This is a genomic window from Mycolicibacterium monacense, assembly GCF_010731575.1.
In the GTDB taxonomy this organism is placed as follows: Bacteria; Actinomycetota; Actinomycetes; order Mycobacteriales; family Mycobacteriaceae; genus Mycobacterium; species Mycobacterium monacense.
Map to the genome: position 1 here is coordinate 2,076,189 of NZ_AP022617.1, position 16,011 is coordinate 2,092,199.

Annotated in this window: 13 protein-coding genes and 4 pseudogenes; 7 read left to right on the top strand and 10 right to left on the bottom strand. The window is 65.5% G+C overall.

The window, feature by feature from the left end; all coding sequences use genetic code 11:
* Positions 1 to 90 precede the first annotated feature (90 nt).
* The gene (locus tag G6N49_RS09865; RefSeq protein WP_083045654.1) at positions 91 to 1,497 is read right to left on the bottom strand and encodes an IS1380 family transposase; all 1,407 of its coding nucleotides are present in this window, start codon (positions 1,495 to 1,497) and stop codon (positions 91 to 93) included.
* A gap of 1,307 nt (positions 1,498 to 2,804) precedes the next feature.
* On the opposite strand from G6N49_RS09865, the gene G6N49_RS09870 reads away from it, so the two are divergent.
* From G6N49_RS09870 to G6N49_RS09880, 3 genes and pseudogenes are all read left to right on the top strand, one after another.
* Positions 2,805 to 3,545 (top strand): TnsA-like heteromeric transposase endonuclease subunit, encoded by a 741-nt coding sequence (locus G6N49_RS09870; protein ID WP_011894084.1) that lies wholly within the window; start codon positions 2,805 to 2,807, stop codon positions 3,543 to 3,545.
* Positions 3,546 to 3,667: 122 nt separating this feature from the next.
* Positions 3,668 to 5,630, top strand: a pseudogene (locus tag G6N49_RS09875) (Mu transposase C-terminal domain-containing protein).
* Positions 5,618 to 6,646 carry a TniB family NTP-binding protein gene (locus G6N49_RS09880; RefSeq protein WP_005148661.1) on the top strand — a complete coding sequence of 343 codons (1,029 nt, stop codon included), beginning with the start codon at positions 5,618 to 5,620 and terminating at the stop codon, positions 6,644 to 6,646. Before G6N49_RS09875 ends, G6N49_RS09880 begins: the two are co-directional and overlap by 13 nt.
* A 982-nt stretch (positions 6,647 to 7,628) precedes the next feature.
* Here the strand turns inward: G6N49_RS09880 and G6N49_RS09890 are convergent.
* The 5 genes and pseudogenes from G6N49_RS09890 to merA form a co-directional block, all read right to left on the bottom strand.
* A complete protein-coding gene (locus G6N49_RS09890) occupies positions 7,629 to 8,477 on the bottom strand; it encodes a cytochrome c biogenesis CcdA family protein (RefSeq protein ID WP_005148659.1) in 849 nt (282 codons plus the stop codon).
* On the bottom strand, positions 8,474 to 9,028 hold the full coding sequence (locus G6N49_RS09895; RefSeq protein WP_083045648.1) for a TlpA family protein disulfide reductase: 555 nt from the start codon (positions 9,026 to 9,028) through the stop codon (positions 8,474 to 8,476). The genes G6N49_RS09890 and G6N49_RS09895 overlap by 4 nt, the downstream gene beginning before the upstream one ends.
* Positions 9,021 to 9,311: a mercuric ion transporter MerT gene (locus G6N49_RS09900; protein ID WP_005148657.1), complete on the bottom strand. Its 291-nt coding sequence runs from the start codon at positions 9,309 to 9,311 to the stop codon at positions 9,021 to 9,023. The genes G6N49_RS09895 and G6N49_RS09900 overlap by 8 nt, the downstream gene beginning before the upstream one ends.
* A gap of 13 nt (positions 9,312 to 9,324) precedes the next feature.
* Positions 9,325 to 9,984, bottom strand: a complete 660-nt coding sequence (gene merB / locus G6N49_RS09905) for an organomercurial lyase MerB (protein WP_163647409.1) — start codon at positions 9,982 to 9,984, stop codon at positions 9,325 to 9,327.
* 26 nt (positions 9,985 to 10,010) lie between these two features.
* A pseudogene (merA, locus tag G6N49_RS09910) lies at positions 10,011 to 11,413 on the bottom strand (mercury(II) reductase).
* Positions 11,414 to 11,469: 56 nt separating this feature from the next.
* On the opposite strand from merA, the pseudogene G6N49_RS09915 reads away from it, so the two are divergent.
* From G6N49_RS09915 to G6N49_RS09930, 4 genes and pseudogenes are all read left to right on the top strand, one after another.
* A pseudogene (locus G6N49_RS09915) lies at positions 11,470 to 11,857 on the top strand (heavy metal-responsive transcriptional regulator).
* 171 nt (positions 11,858 to 12,028) lie between these two features.
* Entirely contained in the window at positions 12,029 to 12,637 is a 609-nt protein-coding gene (locus G6N49_RS09920) for a cadmium resistance transporter (protein WP_013471561.1), read from the top strand.
* Between the two features lie 502 nt (positions 12,638 to 13,139).
* Positions 13,140 to 13,367, top strand: coding sequence for a type II toxin-antitoxin system VapB family antitoxin (gene vapB / locus G6N49_RS09925; RefSeq protein ID WP_064876252.1), 228 nt, complete (start codon positions 13,140 to 13,142; stop codon positions 13,365 to 13,367).
* A complete protein-coding gene (locus G6N49_RS09930; RefSeq protein ID WP_064876250.1) occupies positions 13,358 to 13,768 on the top strand; it encodes a PIN domain nuclease in 411 nt (136 codons plus the stop codon). Before vapB ends, G6N49_RS09930 begins: the two co-directional genes overlap by 10 nt.
* A 169-nt stretch (positions 13,769 to 13,937) precedes the next feature.
* On the opposite strand, the gene G6N49_RS29840 is transcribed toward G6N49_RS09930, so the two are convergent.
* The 4 genes and pseudogenes from G6N49_RS29840 to G6N49_RS09950 form a co-directional block, all read right to left on the bottom strand.
* Positions 13,938 to 14,138 carry a hypothetical protein gene (locus G6N49_RS29840; RefSeq protein WP_372507508.1) on the bottom strand — a complete coding sequence of 67 codons (201 nt, stop codon included), beginning with the start codon at positions 14,136 to 14,138 and terminating at the stop codon, positions 13,938 to 13,940.
* Positions 14,139 to 14,205: 67 nt separating this feature from the next.
* The gene (locus G6N49_RS09940; RefSeq protein WP_064875957.1) at positions 14,206 to 14,808 is read right to left on the bottom strand and encodes a cadmium resistance transporter; all 603 of its coding nucleotides are present in this window, start codon (positions 14,806 to 14,808) and stop codon (positions 14,206 to 14,208) included.
* Positions 14,805 to 15,207: pseudogene (locus G6N49_RS29845) on the bottom strand (signal peptidase II). Before G6N49_RS29845 ends, G6N49_RS09940 begins: the two are co-directional and overlap by 4 nt.
* Positions 15,204 to 15,602 (bottom strand): ArsR/SmtB family transcription factor, encoded by a 399-nt coding sequence (locus G6N49_RS09950; protein WP_179959971.1) that lies wholly within the window; start codon positions 15,600 to 15,602, stop codon positions 15,204 to 15,206. Before G6N49_RS09950 ends, G6N49_RS29845 begins: the two are co-directional and overlap by 4 nt.
* Between the last annotated feature and the right edge of the window lie 409 nt (positions 15,603 to 16,011).

The following is a 16,011-nucleotide window of genomic DNA, read 5'->3' on the forward strand; positions in this document are numbered from 1 at the left end:
GCATGCTGGGGTGGTCCCGTGTCGCCGGGTGGGGCGGGCTTTCCCAGGGCCGGTAGGTCTTTCGTGATCGATCGGTCAGGGGGCCGGCTGTTAGCCGAAGGCGGTGCGGATGGTCTGCCAGGCGGTCGCGATCGAGGTGGCCCAGCGCCAGGTGGCGTCGATACGCAGCCGGAGTTGGCGGGCGCCGCGGGTGATGCGGGCCGCGACGTGCAGCACGCGGTAGCGGAACGTGGCGATCTCGGCGCGGGCCAGCGTCGGATCACTGGTGAATCCGATGAGCCGTGCCCAGGTGACCAGGTCGGCGGCGGCCAGGACGATCTCGAGCCAGGCGGCGTTGGCCCAGAAGCCGTGGCACGGCAGGTTGCGCAGGCCGGTGTTCTTGAGTTCGCGGATGCGGTCCTCGACGCGGGCGTGCTGGCGGTGCCGCAACTCCAGGCCGGCGACTTGGCCGGCCACGACACCGGTGGGTGTGTCGGTGATGAACGCGGTGACGCGCATCCCGTCGGTGTCGGTGAACCGCAGCTGGGCGCCGGGATGCGGGCGTTCTTTGCGCAGGATCAGCCGGGTGCCCGGCGGCCAGCTGTTGAGGTTGACCAAGGTGGTGGCCTCGGCGACCCAGGCGCCGTCGCGCAGCCCACCGTCGGTGTCGATGGCTGGGTACCAGCCCTGGGCAAGGTTGAGTGTGTCCACCGCGTCCTGGACGCGGGCGTCGACGGGGTAGCCGAAGGAGAATCCGACCCCCTGCTCGCGGCAGGCGTTGGCGAATCGGTGGGTGGCTCCGGCGGTGTCGCAACGCACCAGCACCTGGGGCCGGTCGGGATCACCGCCGCGACTGGGGTCGGGCCGCCACGGCGCGGGCAGCGCTGCCAGCGCCTGGGCCAGGACGATGATGTGGTCGCTGGCGGTGTTGGAGCCCGCGTTGCCGCTGCGCAGCAGCCCGGCCAGGGCTTCACCGCCGGCGATCTCGGGGCGGTCCAGGAACGCCAGCAGCGGATGGTGGCCGAACGACTTCTTCCAGGTCGGCGTCGCGCCGTGTTTGTTGTCGGAGTGATCGATCACCAGGGTGGCGTCGATGTCGATGTGCAGCCAGCCACCCGGTTCGGGGGCCGCACTGGCGGCCCAGGCCGCCGCCCGCGCGCTGGCGCGGGCCGCGCGCACCGCTGGCAGGTGTGCGGCGTCGATGCGCTCATCGACCAGCCGCCACATCGTGGTCGTGGAGGCTTTCGCGCCGAACGCGTGCTCACGGTCGCCGCACAGTTGGCCGACCCCGTCAATGCAGTCCGCGCCGTCGGCGACCGCCGCGGCCAGATCGGCGAACACCTCGCCGGGTGCATAGGTCCACCGTCCGCGGTAGGTGTCGGCCAACGCGCTGGTGACCTGCGCTGATAACCCGGTCCGGTCGGCCAGTTCCCGCAGTAGGCCCATCCCGGCGTGCGACACGACCCCGTGGCCGTCGGCTGACACTTTCACCCGCGATGCGGCCGCGATACTCTTCACCTGCGAAGTGCCTTCCCGTCAGGATGGTTGAACCCTAGAGAAGTCCAATTATCCCTTGCAGGACAGGCACTTTCGCTTATCTACACGCCGTCACCAGCGATAATCCGCGAAAAATCCGGGCTAGACCGTTGCATTTCGCGGGTGGTCTTGTCTACTGCTCCCTACACCGTCGGACACACTCATGTGTCTTTGCCCACTTCGTCATCGTGACGATACTGGGGCGGTGCAGCCCGGCGCTTCCCATTCGCCCATTGGAGGGTGAGCTCAGTATCGGGACCAGCCACCTTCACTCACCGAAGAAGAACCCGCTTCCCTAACGGCGAGGCCCGCCCATTGGGAATTCAGAGAACCACGTGGGTAGGACCATCTTTCGCTCTTCACCGCGAAAAGCTCTGTTGCTGACATGGCTCTTCGTGCACGAACGCTCTCGCCTTTCGGCGCGAGTCTTGCATTCGGTACAGAGATCTTCGTCCCAGCCTGTTTGGGCAGGCCTGTCGCGCTTCTTCTTTGCCACGAAATCAGCTTCCTTATTTGTTGTTGGGTGTTCAGATCACGGGCAGCGGCGCTGAGTTGGTCATTGTTGCAATATCCGCTCGCCCTGGCCGACGCGCCCAACGAGCCCTACAGCTGTTCGCTGAGGCGACGCGATTGCGCAGTTGTCCCGAACCGGGGGTGCTCCCGCAGAGAAGTACTCGATCTCAGATTGCTCGCGACCCTTCAGCGCCGGCGTTGTCCGGCGCTCTCAAGTCTTCCTGGATGTCATCCGTCACTCTCATACTATCTTGGAGTTGTCGGCCTCATCCCGTCCGAAACTATTTGAGAGCGAGCCGGTCGGCACTCCCCCGCACTCTCAGAAAGTTCCGGATCGGACAGCAATCCACGAATACATGCGGGCCGCGCGTGCCCGAGACCTTTCTGAGCTAGCCGAACATCGAGTCGCTCCTGGTGGCCGCACGTTCCCAGTGGGGCGCCCGCGATTCCGGGATAACTCGACAGTGCCGGACCCTCGTCCGGAAAGACCTGAGAGCGCCGGACCCCCGTCCAGAAAAACCTGACAGTGCACGTTGACGGCGACGCTCTGCTCTGCTCAGGCACTTAGACGGATTTAGTCTAGACGCTCCCGGTAACTCAATAGCATTACGTCACGGTGACGTAATGCTATTGACTGTTCTTCTAAACGGCCATCGCATCCCTGCGTTCATTGGCACCGTTGTCCGTTCTCATTGATTCTGGGGCATTCTCATTGAATCTGGGGTAAGTGCGTGTCTTTCTCATTGAATCTGGGGCACGAGGCTTAGCGTTTATGTGTGCTGACGTCGGCTGTTTCGGCTGGGCCAGGTGTAGCGAGTGCAGTGGACTTGGAGTTCAACACCCGCGAGGGATGCACGCGGCAATCGCTGGACCGATGTGCTGCAACCCGGTTTGAGTTGGACTGTTCACCAGTGCGGAATTTCCCCTCGTTTCGAGGTCAGCGTAACTTTCCCGGGCTGTGGTGGTTCGCCACAACCGGCGCACATGTAGGTCACGAGTCCTGGGTAGAACGTGACCAGTTGATGGCGTTGGATGCCGATCCGGATGTTGTTGGTGTTCTGTCGCAACCATTTTGGATTCATTGGCGTGACGGCACGCGGCATGCTCCTGACTACTTCGTGCGGCGCCGCGATGGATCTGTCGTCGTAGTCGACGTTCGTGAGGACGACCGGATCTCTGACGCTGATCGGGACGTGTTCGATCGGTCTGCCGCCACGTGCGCGATGGTCGGTTGGGATTACCTGCGTGTCGGTTCCCTCGATCCAGTGCTGCGGGCGAATCTACGTTGGTTGTCGGGTTATCGGCATCCGCGAGTATTGAAGATCGGTTTGGCTGATCAACTGGCGGAGGTCTTCGCTCGGGTCCGTCCGTTGATGGCTGGTGTGCACGCGGTCGGGACTCCTTTGGTGGTGCTGCCCGTACTGTTTCATCTGCTCTGGCACGGCCGTTTAGTTGCCGATCTGCAAGGAGCGGCACTTGGCGACGACACGGCGATTGGCCTCGGGACCGGGTGGTGACCTGACGTGCGAACGGGTGTCGTCCGAGAGGAGACGAAATCCGTTTATCAGCAGGTGTTTTCACCGTCGTAACCCTGTCGGGCGGATCAGCTCGACTGGTTGACGCTGTCGGCGAGCAGATTGTGGTGCCGCTCTCGCAGCTGATGGTTGATCCGGCATTGGAATTGGTGTCGGGGTCGCGACCGCCACTGTGTTCTGAGGAAATGCTGGCTGGCATTCCCGAGGCAGCCGTCGAGCAAGCACGGTGGTGGGAGCGCCACATCGTGGAGATCCTCAGCGGCCGCCCGCCTGGGACGGCCGCGGGCATTCGTCCCCGCCCAGAGTTCGACACGGCGAAACGATCTCTGCGGCAGCGTGAGCTGGCCAAGTTGGACGAGCTGCGTGCCGCCGGCCACGACGTGAGTCGGAATGCGTTGCAGCGTCGCCGATTTGCCTACGAACGGGACGGGCTCCTGGGAGTGGTTGACGGGCGCCATAATCGGCGGCGCGCGGTATTCGGCCGTGTGGACGACCGTGTCGTCGCCGCGGTGCGGGATGCGATCGAGGGCGAGACCGACCTGTCAACGGGAACGGTGCAGCGTCTGCAACGGCGGGTCGCCAAGACGCTGGTGGCCACCTATGGTGCCGACGACGCGCCCGCGATGCCGTCGCAGCCCACCTTCTACCGGCTGGTCAAGCGCCTCGCGGAAGGACGGCACACGTTCGGGTCAGCACGGACGCGGCGATCGCTGTCCAAGCAGCCCGATGGCCCATTCGGGTCGATCACCGTGGTGCGCCCCGGCGAGATGGTGGAAATCGATTCAACCCTTCTGGATGTACGGGTAGTGCTCGATGACGGCATGGTAGACCGAGTCGAGCTGACTGCGATGGTCGACAACGCTACGCGGTCCATCCCGGCCGCGGTGCTGCGACCGACGACCAAAGCAGTGGACGCGTCACTGCTCTTGGCGCGGGCATTGACGCCCGAACCGATGCGCCCGGGATGGGCCGATGCGCTGCGGATGTCCCGGTCGGTACTTCCGCACCACAGCCTGACCAGTGTCGATCAGCGCCTGGCCGATGCTGCGGCCAGGCCGGTGATCGCTCCCGAGACGATCGTCTGCGATCACGGGAAAGCGTATCTGTCCCAAACATTTCGGCAAGCGTGCTGCACATTGGGGATCAATCTGCAGCCGGCTCATCCCGACTGCCCGACCGATAAGCCGAAGATCGAGCGGACATTGCAGTCGGTGGGCACCCTGTTCGCACAGTACGTGGCCGGTTACGTCGGTTCATCGGTGGAGCGGCGTGGGAAAAACGCCGAGGACGACGCGGTGTGGTCGATGATTGAGCTGCAGGCGCTGCTGGACGAGTGGATCATCGCGGTGTGGCAGAACCGCCCCCACGATGGCCTGCGGGATCCGGTGACGCCGGGGAAAGCGTTGTCTCCCAACGAGAAATACACTGCCCTCGTTGAGGTGGCTGGCTATGTACCGGTCCCACTGGACGCCGACGACTATATCGAATTGCTTCCCGTGCAGTGGCGCACAATCAACAGTTACGGGGTCCGGATCAACCATCGCACCTATGACGCCAAGGCGCTCAACCCATACCGGCGCCAGCATTCCGGGGTCGATGCCCGTAACGGACAGTGGAAGTGCACTACGACCCGTATGACGTGTCGAGGATTTGGGTGCGCAATCACCACGAAGACGGATGGCTGGCCGCGACGTGGACGCACCTTCGGTCCTCGCCGGTGCCGTTCGGCGAGACACTGTGGCGCCACGCCCGCTCCGTAGCCGACCGCAGAGGGGCCCAGAAGACCCAGGAAGCGGAGATTGCGGCCATCGCGGAGGACTTGCTGGACCGCGCCGCCGCTGGGCCGCAGCAGCAGACGAAAGCCGAGCGCCGAGTGACTGGACGGACCAGCGCCGCGAGCGCCGGCCGGGACTGGCCGGACCCGACGGAATCATCCGAACATCATGGCCCGTCACCGTCGGAACGGGCCGCCGACAACGAGACTTTCGACGATGACGGCGAGATGGCGGAGGTCATACCCTGCCGGTGTTTGATGCACGCAAGGAGGCCCAAACGTGGCGACTGTGACCGAGATTGCGGCGGTGGGTCAGTTAGAGGATCGCCGCCAGCCGACCACGACGCTGGAGGGCTGGCGGCGTTTTGTTGATGCCGATCCGCCGGAGTTCACGTTGCTCGCCGACGACGAGTGGGCCAGCCTCGGTGAGGACGAGCGGACGGCCTACAACGAGGCCCGGGTTGCGCATCATTCGGAGCTGGTGGTGGTCACCACGTCGGCGATCGAAGCGATCACCCATCAGGGCCGGCTGTTGACATTGCTCAACCAGCGCGAGATCGGGGCCCGGCGCGGGCTGATCATCTCCGGCGGGGCAGCGACGGGGAAAACTACGGCGATCAAGCAACTGGGTCGGTTTCACGAATTGCGCACCCGTGCACGGTTTCCCGGCGATGAGAGCCGGATTCCGGTGGTGTATGTGACGGCCCCGCCGAAAGGGTCGCCCCGCAAGTTGGCGATGGAGTTCGCACGGTTTCTGGGGCTTCCCACGCTCAATCAGCGGATGAACGTGACCGATATTTCCGATGCCGTGTGCCAGGTGCTCATCGATGCCCGTACCGACATCGTGGTGGTCGATGAAATCCACAACCTCAACCTCGACACCCGCGCCGGCGAAGAACTGTCCGACCACCTCAAATACTTCACCGAGCATCTGCCTGCGACATTCGTTTACGCCGGGATCGAAGTGGAACGCTCGGGGCTGTTCACCGGCACGCGGGGACGGCAGTTGGCCGGCCGTTGCGGGGTGATCCACACCAGCGCATTCCCCGACGCCAAGGAGTGGCGACAACTCGTCGCCGCCATGGAAGGTACCTTGCGTCTGCATCGACACGAACCGGGAAGCCTTGTCGCCCAGGCCCGTTACCTGCACCGCCGCACCGGCGGGATGATCGGCAGCCTGGCCCACTTGATCCGGGCTTCAGCAATCCAAGCGATGCTCGACGGCACCGAGCACATCACCCGCGAGGCCATGGACGATATTTTGATCGACTACGCCGCCCACACGGCCGCGGCCCGCACGGCCAGCTGACGTGGCAACTGTCAGGCCGTGGCCGCGCGGACCACGCCAGCGGCTCCCGCGAACGATCGCACCGTTCCGTTGGGAAGCCGTATCGTCCTACATCGACAGGCTGGCCCGCGCCAACCATATCGGCGTCTCCACACTGCGCGGCCATGTCGCCGAATCATGCGCAGCCCGGCCGCGACCGGACTGGTTGGCCGTCGTCAGCGGCCAACCTGAGCAGGTAATCCGGTCCCGTCTCTGCGGGCTTGCTGGCGACCCCACCGCGCTCAAGCAATATCTCCGCCGCCCTTTGTGTCAAAGATGTATGGCACGCAAGGGAATACACGAACCCGTCTACTGCTACCTGCCTGCACATGTCTCCGTATGCCACCGTCACCGACGCTGGATCGGTTCACCAACGCGCGTTCTTGACGACCAGGTGGATCTTCGTGACCGGCCCACGGTGCTCAGTGCCGGGCGCACGCATCGGCGCTTGGCCCGTCAGTATTCAGAGGTCGACCTTCATGACGCCTTGGGCGACGCCCGCCACATCCTGGTCTTCTGGGCTCACGCAGAGCGTCACGTGGCGGCGGGGATTCTGCAGAATGGCCTAGAAGCGCACGTGGTGGCCTACCCCGATGTGATCGCCGTAGCCGCAACATTGCTCACAGCTCGCCCTCGGGTTGAACAGCCCAGGACGCCAACGGAACCCGCCTGGCCGACGCTACTGCTCGACCGCATCAACGAACGCACCGGCGCCCACCATGCCGACGCCACCCCCCGTCGAGCAATGGGCGCAGTACCGACGCCTATTCGCCACTGCCGTATTGACGACACGCTCAGACGGCGCAGAACTGGCGTGTCGCGCTTAGGGGGTCGGCAGTCTTGAATGTGCCTTATCAGTAAGGCACTTGTGGTGTGCATCTGACTGTGTCCGACGGTTGTATCTATCGGCTTTCTAATCGTTAGGGACAGTGGTATCTGGCTGGGTGTATCGGCCGGTGAATCATCACCGGCGGCGCTGCTTGCCGGTGATTGGCCGGCGGTGGGTGGTCCAGTACGCGGCCACCGCGCTGACCACCACAGCGAAGGCGGCAATGACGCTGGCCGGGAGGGCGTGGTCCTGCAGCCATCCGGTCGCGGTGGCCGACCAGCCGGTGAGCAGGTTGCCGCCGCTGGCGGTGTGCCCGGTGGCCGCGGGCAGCCAGTACCACGCGAGGTAGGCGCCGGTGGCGATGAGGACAACGGCGGTGACGCGGGTCCCGTGGCGGGCGAGGATACCCAGATGCCGGGTCAGGGCCGTGCCGGCGATGGCGGTGCCGACGCTGACCAGCATCAAGATGGTGGCGGCACCGGCTGTGTATGCGGTGAACACTGCCAGCAGACCGCCCCATCCGCTGGTGGCCTGGGCCTGGGCGATCACCGCGAGCAGTACCCCGAAGGTGCAGGACAGTGACGCCAGGGCGTAGCCGATTCCGGCCGCGAGCACACCACCGGCTGTTGGGGAGTCCGGCCGATGACGCGTCCGGGCAGGCATACGCAGACCGATGGTGCGGCCGGTGAGCATGAAGCCGCCCAAGATGGCCAGGGTGAGCCCGATCGTGATCCCGAGCCAGGGAGCAGCCGTCACCAGGGTCCGGGCACCGGCACTGATCGCGATACCGGCGAGGGTGAGGGTGCCGGTGAACCCGATGGTCAGGACGGCCCCGGTGCGCAGTGCCCGGGCCAGCCGCACGAGCACCGCATCGGTGCCGCCGGTGGCGATGGTGCCGGTGATCCACGCCGGTAGCAGCGCGAACCCGCAGGGGTTGACCGGGGCGAGCATGCCAGCGGTAAACGCGAGCGCGAGCAGGTTCACCGTGCGGCGCTGCTGCCGAGGGCGGCCAGGATCTGATCCTGGGACGGGGCGTGGCCGCGGTAGCTGATCTGCCCGGACGGGTCGATGACGAGGGCGGTGGTCGGCGCGGTCACCTGGTAGCGGCTGGTCAGGGCCCCGTTAGTATCGACGACCGCGGGCAGGCTGGTGCCGCCGATCTGGTCCAGGAAGTGGCGAACATCGGCGGGTTTCTCGGTGGGGACGATGTCGACGGCTAGGAACTTGGCGCTGCCTCCGGCTTCCTCCACGGCCGCCCGAGCAGCGGCCAGGGATTTACCGCCGCCGACGCATTCGCCGCACCCGTAGGAGAAGAACAGGATCGCGGTCGGGGCGGCAGCGGGCAGTTCGACGGTTTTGCCGTCCACCGTGGTCAGTGTCGCCGCCGTCGCCTGGGTTGTGGCGTTGGCGTGTGGCGGTGAGGTCGGATTGCTGGTTGTGGCCGATTGGCCGCACGCGGTCAGCGCGCCCGCTGCCAGCATCACAGCCGTAACGCCCGCCCACCTGTGGGGTGTAAACGAACGCGTTTCAGACATTGTCGATGCTTCCTTTCGTCAGGTCGTCGAGCGTGTGCGTCGCGGGTGAATGGCTGTCGGCGGGACAGCAGTGATCGCCGCGTTGACCGCGGCGGGCGAAGGCGACCACAGCCGCCAGCAGCAGCGCGACGGCTGCCCCGATGACCCATGGATTCTCGAGCAGTCCACACACGGCGGCGAGCGCGCCGCCGGCGATCAGGACTGGCGCGGCGCAACACAGGGCCGTCACCAGCACCGCTGCCGCACCCAGCAGCACGGGATTTCTTCGTGGACGTTGATTCATTGATTTCTCCTCATCAGGTTGGGTGCGGCTGGTCAGCTGCAGCAGCCGGGTGGGCAGTTGGCGGGGTATGGAGCTGGGTAAGGATTTGTGTGGTCAGGGCTGCGCCGAGTTGGTGGGCCTCAGCGACGCTGACGATCTGACCTTCGGGGTGCTCGGCGAGCCACGGCGCGGCGTCCTGCGCGCAGGTGAAGTAGTGCACCTGGTTGCAGAATGAGGACCGGATCGAGGTGAGGTCGTCGGGGTTGACCAGCGAGACCACCGCGGTCTCGGGCTGCACGCTGGTGACACCGTTTTCGCCGACCGAGACCCTGATCGGGTGCCCGCTGACGGGTGATTCGGATTCGATGCTGGCGGGCCGGTCCAGGATGGTGGGAAAGATGAGGGTGTCCAGGGCGCACCAGGTGTAGAGCTCTTGGCCGGCCACGGTGAATCGGTGGCGGGTCGGGCGCAGGGTCAGGCCCTGGCCGACGATGCGGCCCTGCTCGTCGTATTCGGTGTCGGGTACCGCGGCCAGACGCCGGGTCACCTCGTCAACCGGGAGGCCGACGGCCGCGGCGAGCGCCTCCACGGTGACCGGCTCGCCGGCGGCGAGCAGCCGCAGCAACGGCACCAGCATCGTCGGGTCGAGCCCGGACTCTTCCGGAATGGTCAGGCGGTCAAGGAAATTGGGCATCAGGAACCTTTCGAGTGAGCCATGCGTCAGGATGCGCAGCAGGACAGTCGGGACATATCGGCGCTGAAGGACTGGGCGGCGATTTTGATGCCTTCGGCCATGGTCAGATACGGGGCCCAGGACCCGGCGACCTGGTCGACGGTCATCGCGGCGTCGAGGATGTAGACCGCGGCGGCGGCGATCTCGCCAGCATCCTTGGCGACGGCGGTGATGCCGTGGATGCGGCCGGTGCCGGCGTCGGCGACGAGTTTGATGAAACCGCGGGTGTCTCGGTTGACCACCGCACGCGGCACATGTTTTAGCGGCAGCACCCGGCAGTCGCACCGTGTCCCGGCGGCGAGGAGCTCGGCCTCGGTCGTCCCGGCCGCACCGACCGCGGGGCTGGTGAACGTCACGCGGGGCAGATGGCGGTAGTCGACCCTGCGGCCGGCGTCGGTGAAGATGTTGTCGGCGACCATCGCGCCGTGATGGGCGGCGACGTAGACGAACTCGCGGTGCCCGGTCACGTCGCCGGCCGCCCAGATCCGTGGGTTCGACGACTGCAGCCCGTCGCTCACCACGACCTCGTTGTTCTCGCCGGTTTTGACCTGCACCGCTTCGAGATTCAGGCCGTCGGTGTTCGGACGGCGGCCGGTGGCGACGAGGACTTTCGCGGCACGGAACTGCTGCGTTCCGCCGGTGATGGTCGCGGTGACCGTGACCTGATCGTCGGCCTGCTCGACCTCGCTCACCGTGGCGCGGCGCACCACCCGGATGCCGTCGTCGGCGAACACCTCCAGCAGCGCCATGCCGACTTCCGGCTCTTCCTTCGATGCCAGCGTGGAGCGGACCAGCACCGTCACCGTTGACCCGAGCCGGGCGAACAGTTGCGCCTGCTCCAACGCGACGTAGCCGCCGCCGATCACCAGCAGCGACTCCGGGACCTCGGTGACTTCCATCGCGGTGGTCGAGGTCAGGTAGGCGACGCCCTCGAATGCGGGCGGGATGACTGGGTTCGCGCCGGTGGCGATCAGGTAGTGCTCGGCCTCGATGGTGGCATCGCCGACCTCGATGACGGGCGCGTCCGGGGTTCCGGCGAACCGCGCTTGGCCCTGAATGCGCTGCCAGCCATACGATTCGGCCACGTTGAGGTACTTCTCTGAGCGCAGCGACTCCACCAGATCGTGCGTGCCGGCGATCAGGGCCGCCATGTCCACCGGGCCGGCCGTGGTGGCGATCCCGGGAACCGGGCAGTGTCGGCTGCGGTATGCCGGGCCTCGGCCGCTGCGATCAGGGCCTTTGACGGCACGCAGCCGGTGTTGACACACGTGCCACCGAAGATGCCGCGCTCGATCATGACGACGGACTTACCGAGCGCGGTAGCGCGGATCGCCGCGGCCATCGCCGCGCCGCCGGAACCGATGACCGCGAGGTCCAATCCCTGACTCATGCACCCATCCTTGACCTTCAAGTAGGCTTGAAGGTCAAGTGTTCTGAGGAGACATCGTGAGAATCGGGAAGCTCGCCGAGGCGACCGGGGCCACCACCGCGACGCTGCGCTACTACGAAGACGAAGGCCTGCTCCCGCCCGCCGAACGTTCCCCGGCGGGGTATCGCGACTATGCCGCCGACACGATCGCCCGGGTCGGCTTCATCCGACGGGGACAGGCCGCCGGGTTCAGCCTCGCCCAGATTCGGCAGATCCTCGACATCCGTGACAGCGGCCACGCGCCGTGCACGCATGCGCGACCTGCTCGACATCCGACTGACCGACCTCGACGAGCAGATCAGCGCACTGGTGGCACTGCGCGAGACCATCGCCCGGCTGCGGCAGGGCGCCGAAAGCGTCGACCCGGAATCATGCAGCGCCGATGACGTATGTCGATACCTCTAGGAGCCACCTCCGTGGCACCGGAGGCATGTATTTCGTCAAGTCCGTTGACCCCGGCAGTCGTCATGAATTTCCGCCCCACTGGAGGTCGTTGGTGCGCGGGAGCGCGGGGCCTGCTGAGCAGTAGGCTCACCCGATGCGGTGGGATTTCACTCGAAGCTGGTCGCATTGGCCGTGCTGAGCCCAGCCACACTCGTTCAGGCGATCGCCACCTTCGCCATCACCAATATCGACGACATCGTGGTCCTCGCGGTGATGTTCGGCCAGGCGCCCGGTCATCGTGGCGCAGCCATCCGAGTGACCGCCGGTCAGTACCTCGGCTTCACCGCCATCTTGGCAGTTTCGGTCGGCGGCGCACTCCTGGGTGCCACGCTGCTTCCTCCAGCCGCACTGCCGTACTTCGGGCTGCTGCCCATCGTGTTGGGGCTGCGGGCGGCATGGCTGGCCTGGCGGGATCGCCGCACCCAACCGGCGCCGACCGATGATCCCGCAACACTGTTGACGCCTGGCACCTGGCAGGTCGCAGTCATCACCTTCGCCAACGGCGGCGACAACATCGGCGTGTACGTTCCGATCTTCGCCGTCTCAACGATCGCCACCATCGGTGTTTACATCATCGTGTTCCTCATCGGTGTGGCCATCTGGTGCGCGGCCGGCCGATATTTCGCCTCCCACCCGATCATCGCCAAAGCACTCTCACGCTGGGGCCACATCGTTCTGCCCGTTGCACTGATCACAATCGGGGCCCTCATCCTCATCAAAGGCGGAGCGTTCGCCCTCTAGCTCGGAGCAACTTCACCACTCAGGGCCAGGAGGCGCTCCTGCATCGGCATGTGTTGGCGTTCAACCACTTTGGTGATGTCCCGGCCCGTATCCGCTATGACAATCTAAAACGGGCGGTGGCCAAGGTGCTCAAAGGCCGCAGCCGGCACCCGAACTACCAACACGAGCGAGCGCACCACAGAATCATGATCGTGTGTCACGAGAGACACGATCACAGTAGTTATACCGAAGACGTACCCGAGCCAACGGAATCGACAGGAGACCATTCCGGCTACCCTGCTGCGCTCGCAGCCGGGCGCGGAAGCAGGGTTGCCCCAGATTCAATGAGAAACGTCGCGATCGAAATTCTCATCCAATCTGGGGCAATGCAGGTCAGACTAGTAAATGTGCCCCAGATTCAATGAGAACGGACAACCGTCGATAGCGGCGCGCTGAGCGTTTCGTCACCGACCTAGCTTGAGATCCGTTAGACTGATAACAGTGATATCAGGAGGTGGGACGAGTGAGCGACGTGCTGATCCGAGGATTGTCCGAGGGGGCGGTGGCGCGCATCGACGCCGACGCGGCCGCGCGCGGCCTGTCCCGCCAAGAGTATCTGCGTCAGCGGTTCGAGCGCGAAGGGACAGTGGGCGCGACCCAGCGCTCGCTGACGCTGGCCGACCTGCGCCGCGCTGAGGCCGCCGCCGCCGACCTCGACGATCCCGGCGTGATGGACACAGCGTGGCGGTGACTAATTGGATCATCGACAAATCCGCCTACACACGGCTATCGGCGTCGCGCGACGCCACGGCCTGGATCGAACGCATCGAACGCGGCCTCGTCCGCATCAGCACCGTCACCCGACTAGAAATCGGATACTCGTTCCGCACCGGCCAACAGGCGCGCGAGGAGACAGCATCCCCTCCCCTGAGCCTGATGCCGGTCGAGTACTTGACACCGGCCGCTGAGGACCGCGCCGTCGCGGTGCAAATGCTGCTGGCCGATCGCGGCCAGCACCGCGCCCCCGCCATTCCTGATCTTCTCGTCGCCGCGACCGCAGAACTCGGTGGGCTGACCGTGCTGGCGCTGGACAAGGACTTCGATCTCATCGCCCAGGTCACCGGTCAGCCCGTTGAGAGCCTGCGGATGTGACCGGTTGAGCGTCCGTCTGCCAACCTCGCCGTAGACGGCGTACTGCGCCCCCACCGGGGTCAACTCTTGCGAAGTGCTCAAGTTCATCACTCCACGACGACGTTGACGGGCACGGCAATCAACCCAATCCCCCACTGCCGCAACGGCTTTACTTCATGGATAATAGTCATTATCCATGAATTATTGGTGGCGGATCGTGACCTAGATCGAGCGGCCCTACCACCGACGCCGCCGGCAACGTGCCGGGGGAGACGAAGTCGAACGTACCGCCTTGCGCGACGGCATCCTCGCCCGTGGTGCAGCCGGTGACTTGGGCTGCCGCGATGACAAGGGCTGCCACGACGGCGAGAGATTGCTTCGCGCTACGCATGAAACCTCCTTCACTACAAGTAGTTCGGCGTTCAGCTGGTGTGCGGGCGGGGGTCGCTGGCCAGCTGCTAGAAGGCGAGGCCGCTGACCAGGATGAAGATGCCGAGGGCGATCAGGACGATCGGGAACAGCACGTGTTCCCAGCGTTCGAGGACCTCGGCGATCGGCCGGCGGGTGGCGACGAATTTGGCGGCGACGACGAGGACCGCGACGAGCACGAGGAAGACGACGCAGTAGGCCACCACGGCCGCGGGCCCCACGCTGAGGAAGACGGGGACGTAGACGCCGATGTTGTCCCCGCCGTTGGCAAAGGTGACTGCCGCGACGGTCCAGACGCCGACGTTCTTACCTGCGACTCGTGCGTCGTCGTCGTCATCATCGTCGTCGTTGTTTCCACGCCAGGCTTCCCATGCCGCCCACAGTCCCAGGGCCAGGGGTATGAGCCCGAAGTACGGAATGATCTGCGGGGGAAGAAATGCTCCCGCGCCCAACGTCACGAGCACGGCCGCGCCCAGGATCCCCGCAAACCCCAGGTATTGGCCTGCGGTGATCCGGGCCGTCGTCCCGCGTTGCCCTGCACCGCGGGCGAAGAACAGCGACAGCACGATGATGTCGTCGATGTTGGTGACGATGAACAGGCCGATCGCGGGCAGAATCGACGACTGGATCATGCGTCGGCCCCGGTGTCTGCGGTGTCGCTGGCGCGCCAACTAGCCAGAACGAGGACGGCGGCGCCTGTGACGACGAAGACGTCAGCGAGGTTGAAGGTGGGAAACCAGCCCGTGTGCAGGTAGTCGGTGACCAGCCCATCACCGGCGCGGTCACTCAAGTTGGCCACCGCGCCACCCAGCATCGCGGCCAGTGCCAGCACGACCGGCGGCGCGGCGGTGCGAGCGACGCGGACCGCGAACACCGCGAGTGCGACCACAATTACGCCGGCAACGCCGAGCAGGACCGCCTGAAATGGCGGCGAACTGCAATTCCTTGATCTGCCAGAGCCGCTCGGGCTCTCGCTCCTCCTCGTCGGCGCCGCGGGGTTCGTCATTGCCGCAGCCGCAGGCGTCGCTCATCGGCCGGTCTCCTCCGCATCGATCGTTGCGCCCGTGCGGGAGCGGGTTCCGTAGTTGGGGCACAGCGCGACGGCATTGCCGGTGGCGGCCAGAAGTGTCTCGGCTGTGGCCAACAAATCGAGCAGTTCGGGGCGGGTCAGGGAGTAGAACATCTGCCGGCCCTCGGGCCGCCCGACTACGAGCCCGCAGTCACGAAGGCACGCCAGATGCGCAGACACTGTGGACTGCGCCATAGAGAGCAGTCCCGTCAAATCCACCACTCGGGCTTCACCGTCAGCCAACCGCTGCAGGATCGCCAGTCGAGTCGGATCCGCCAAACCGTGAAACAGCGCCGCCGCCGGAGACAGATTGGGGGACGGCCGCGCAGAGCCGCAATCGTTGGTTGTCATCGCCATACGGCGATGATACCGCCTCTTTTCGCCCTCATCGCCAAAGGACGGTGAAAGCACGAAGTTCGTTGATTGGTCCGGGTCGGCGCAACCTCCAACGCATCCGCAGACGGCGACCGGCAGGTGCTGCGGCCGGCGCCTCCTGGGATGGGCATGGGAGAGGAGGCCTGACCTGCTGCGTGCCCCTGAGGCCACGCGATCCTCTTGGGCGGTTCAGTGCCGGATCCATGTATGCCAACACCATTCGGCGGTCATCGGCCCCCCTCCCGGAACGTTGGCGGCTCATCAACGGTGGCAGGCTCGAACAATCTACTATGGCCCCTAGTAGGAAGGGTGCCGTCGGTAGCGCCCAGGACCCAGCCGGTGCCAACTCGGCAACAGGGGAGGTGCCAATTGCGGGCTCGGCTGCGGTGGA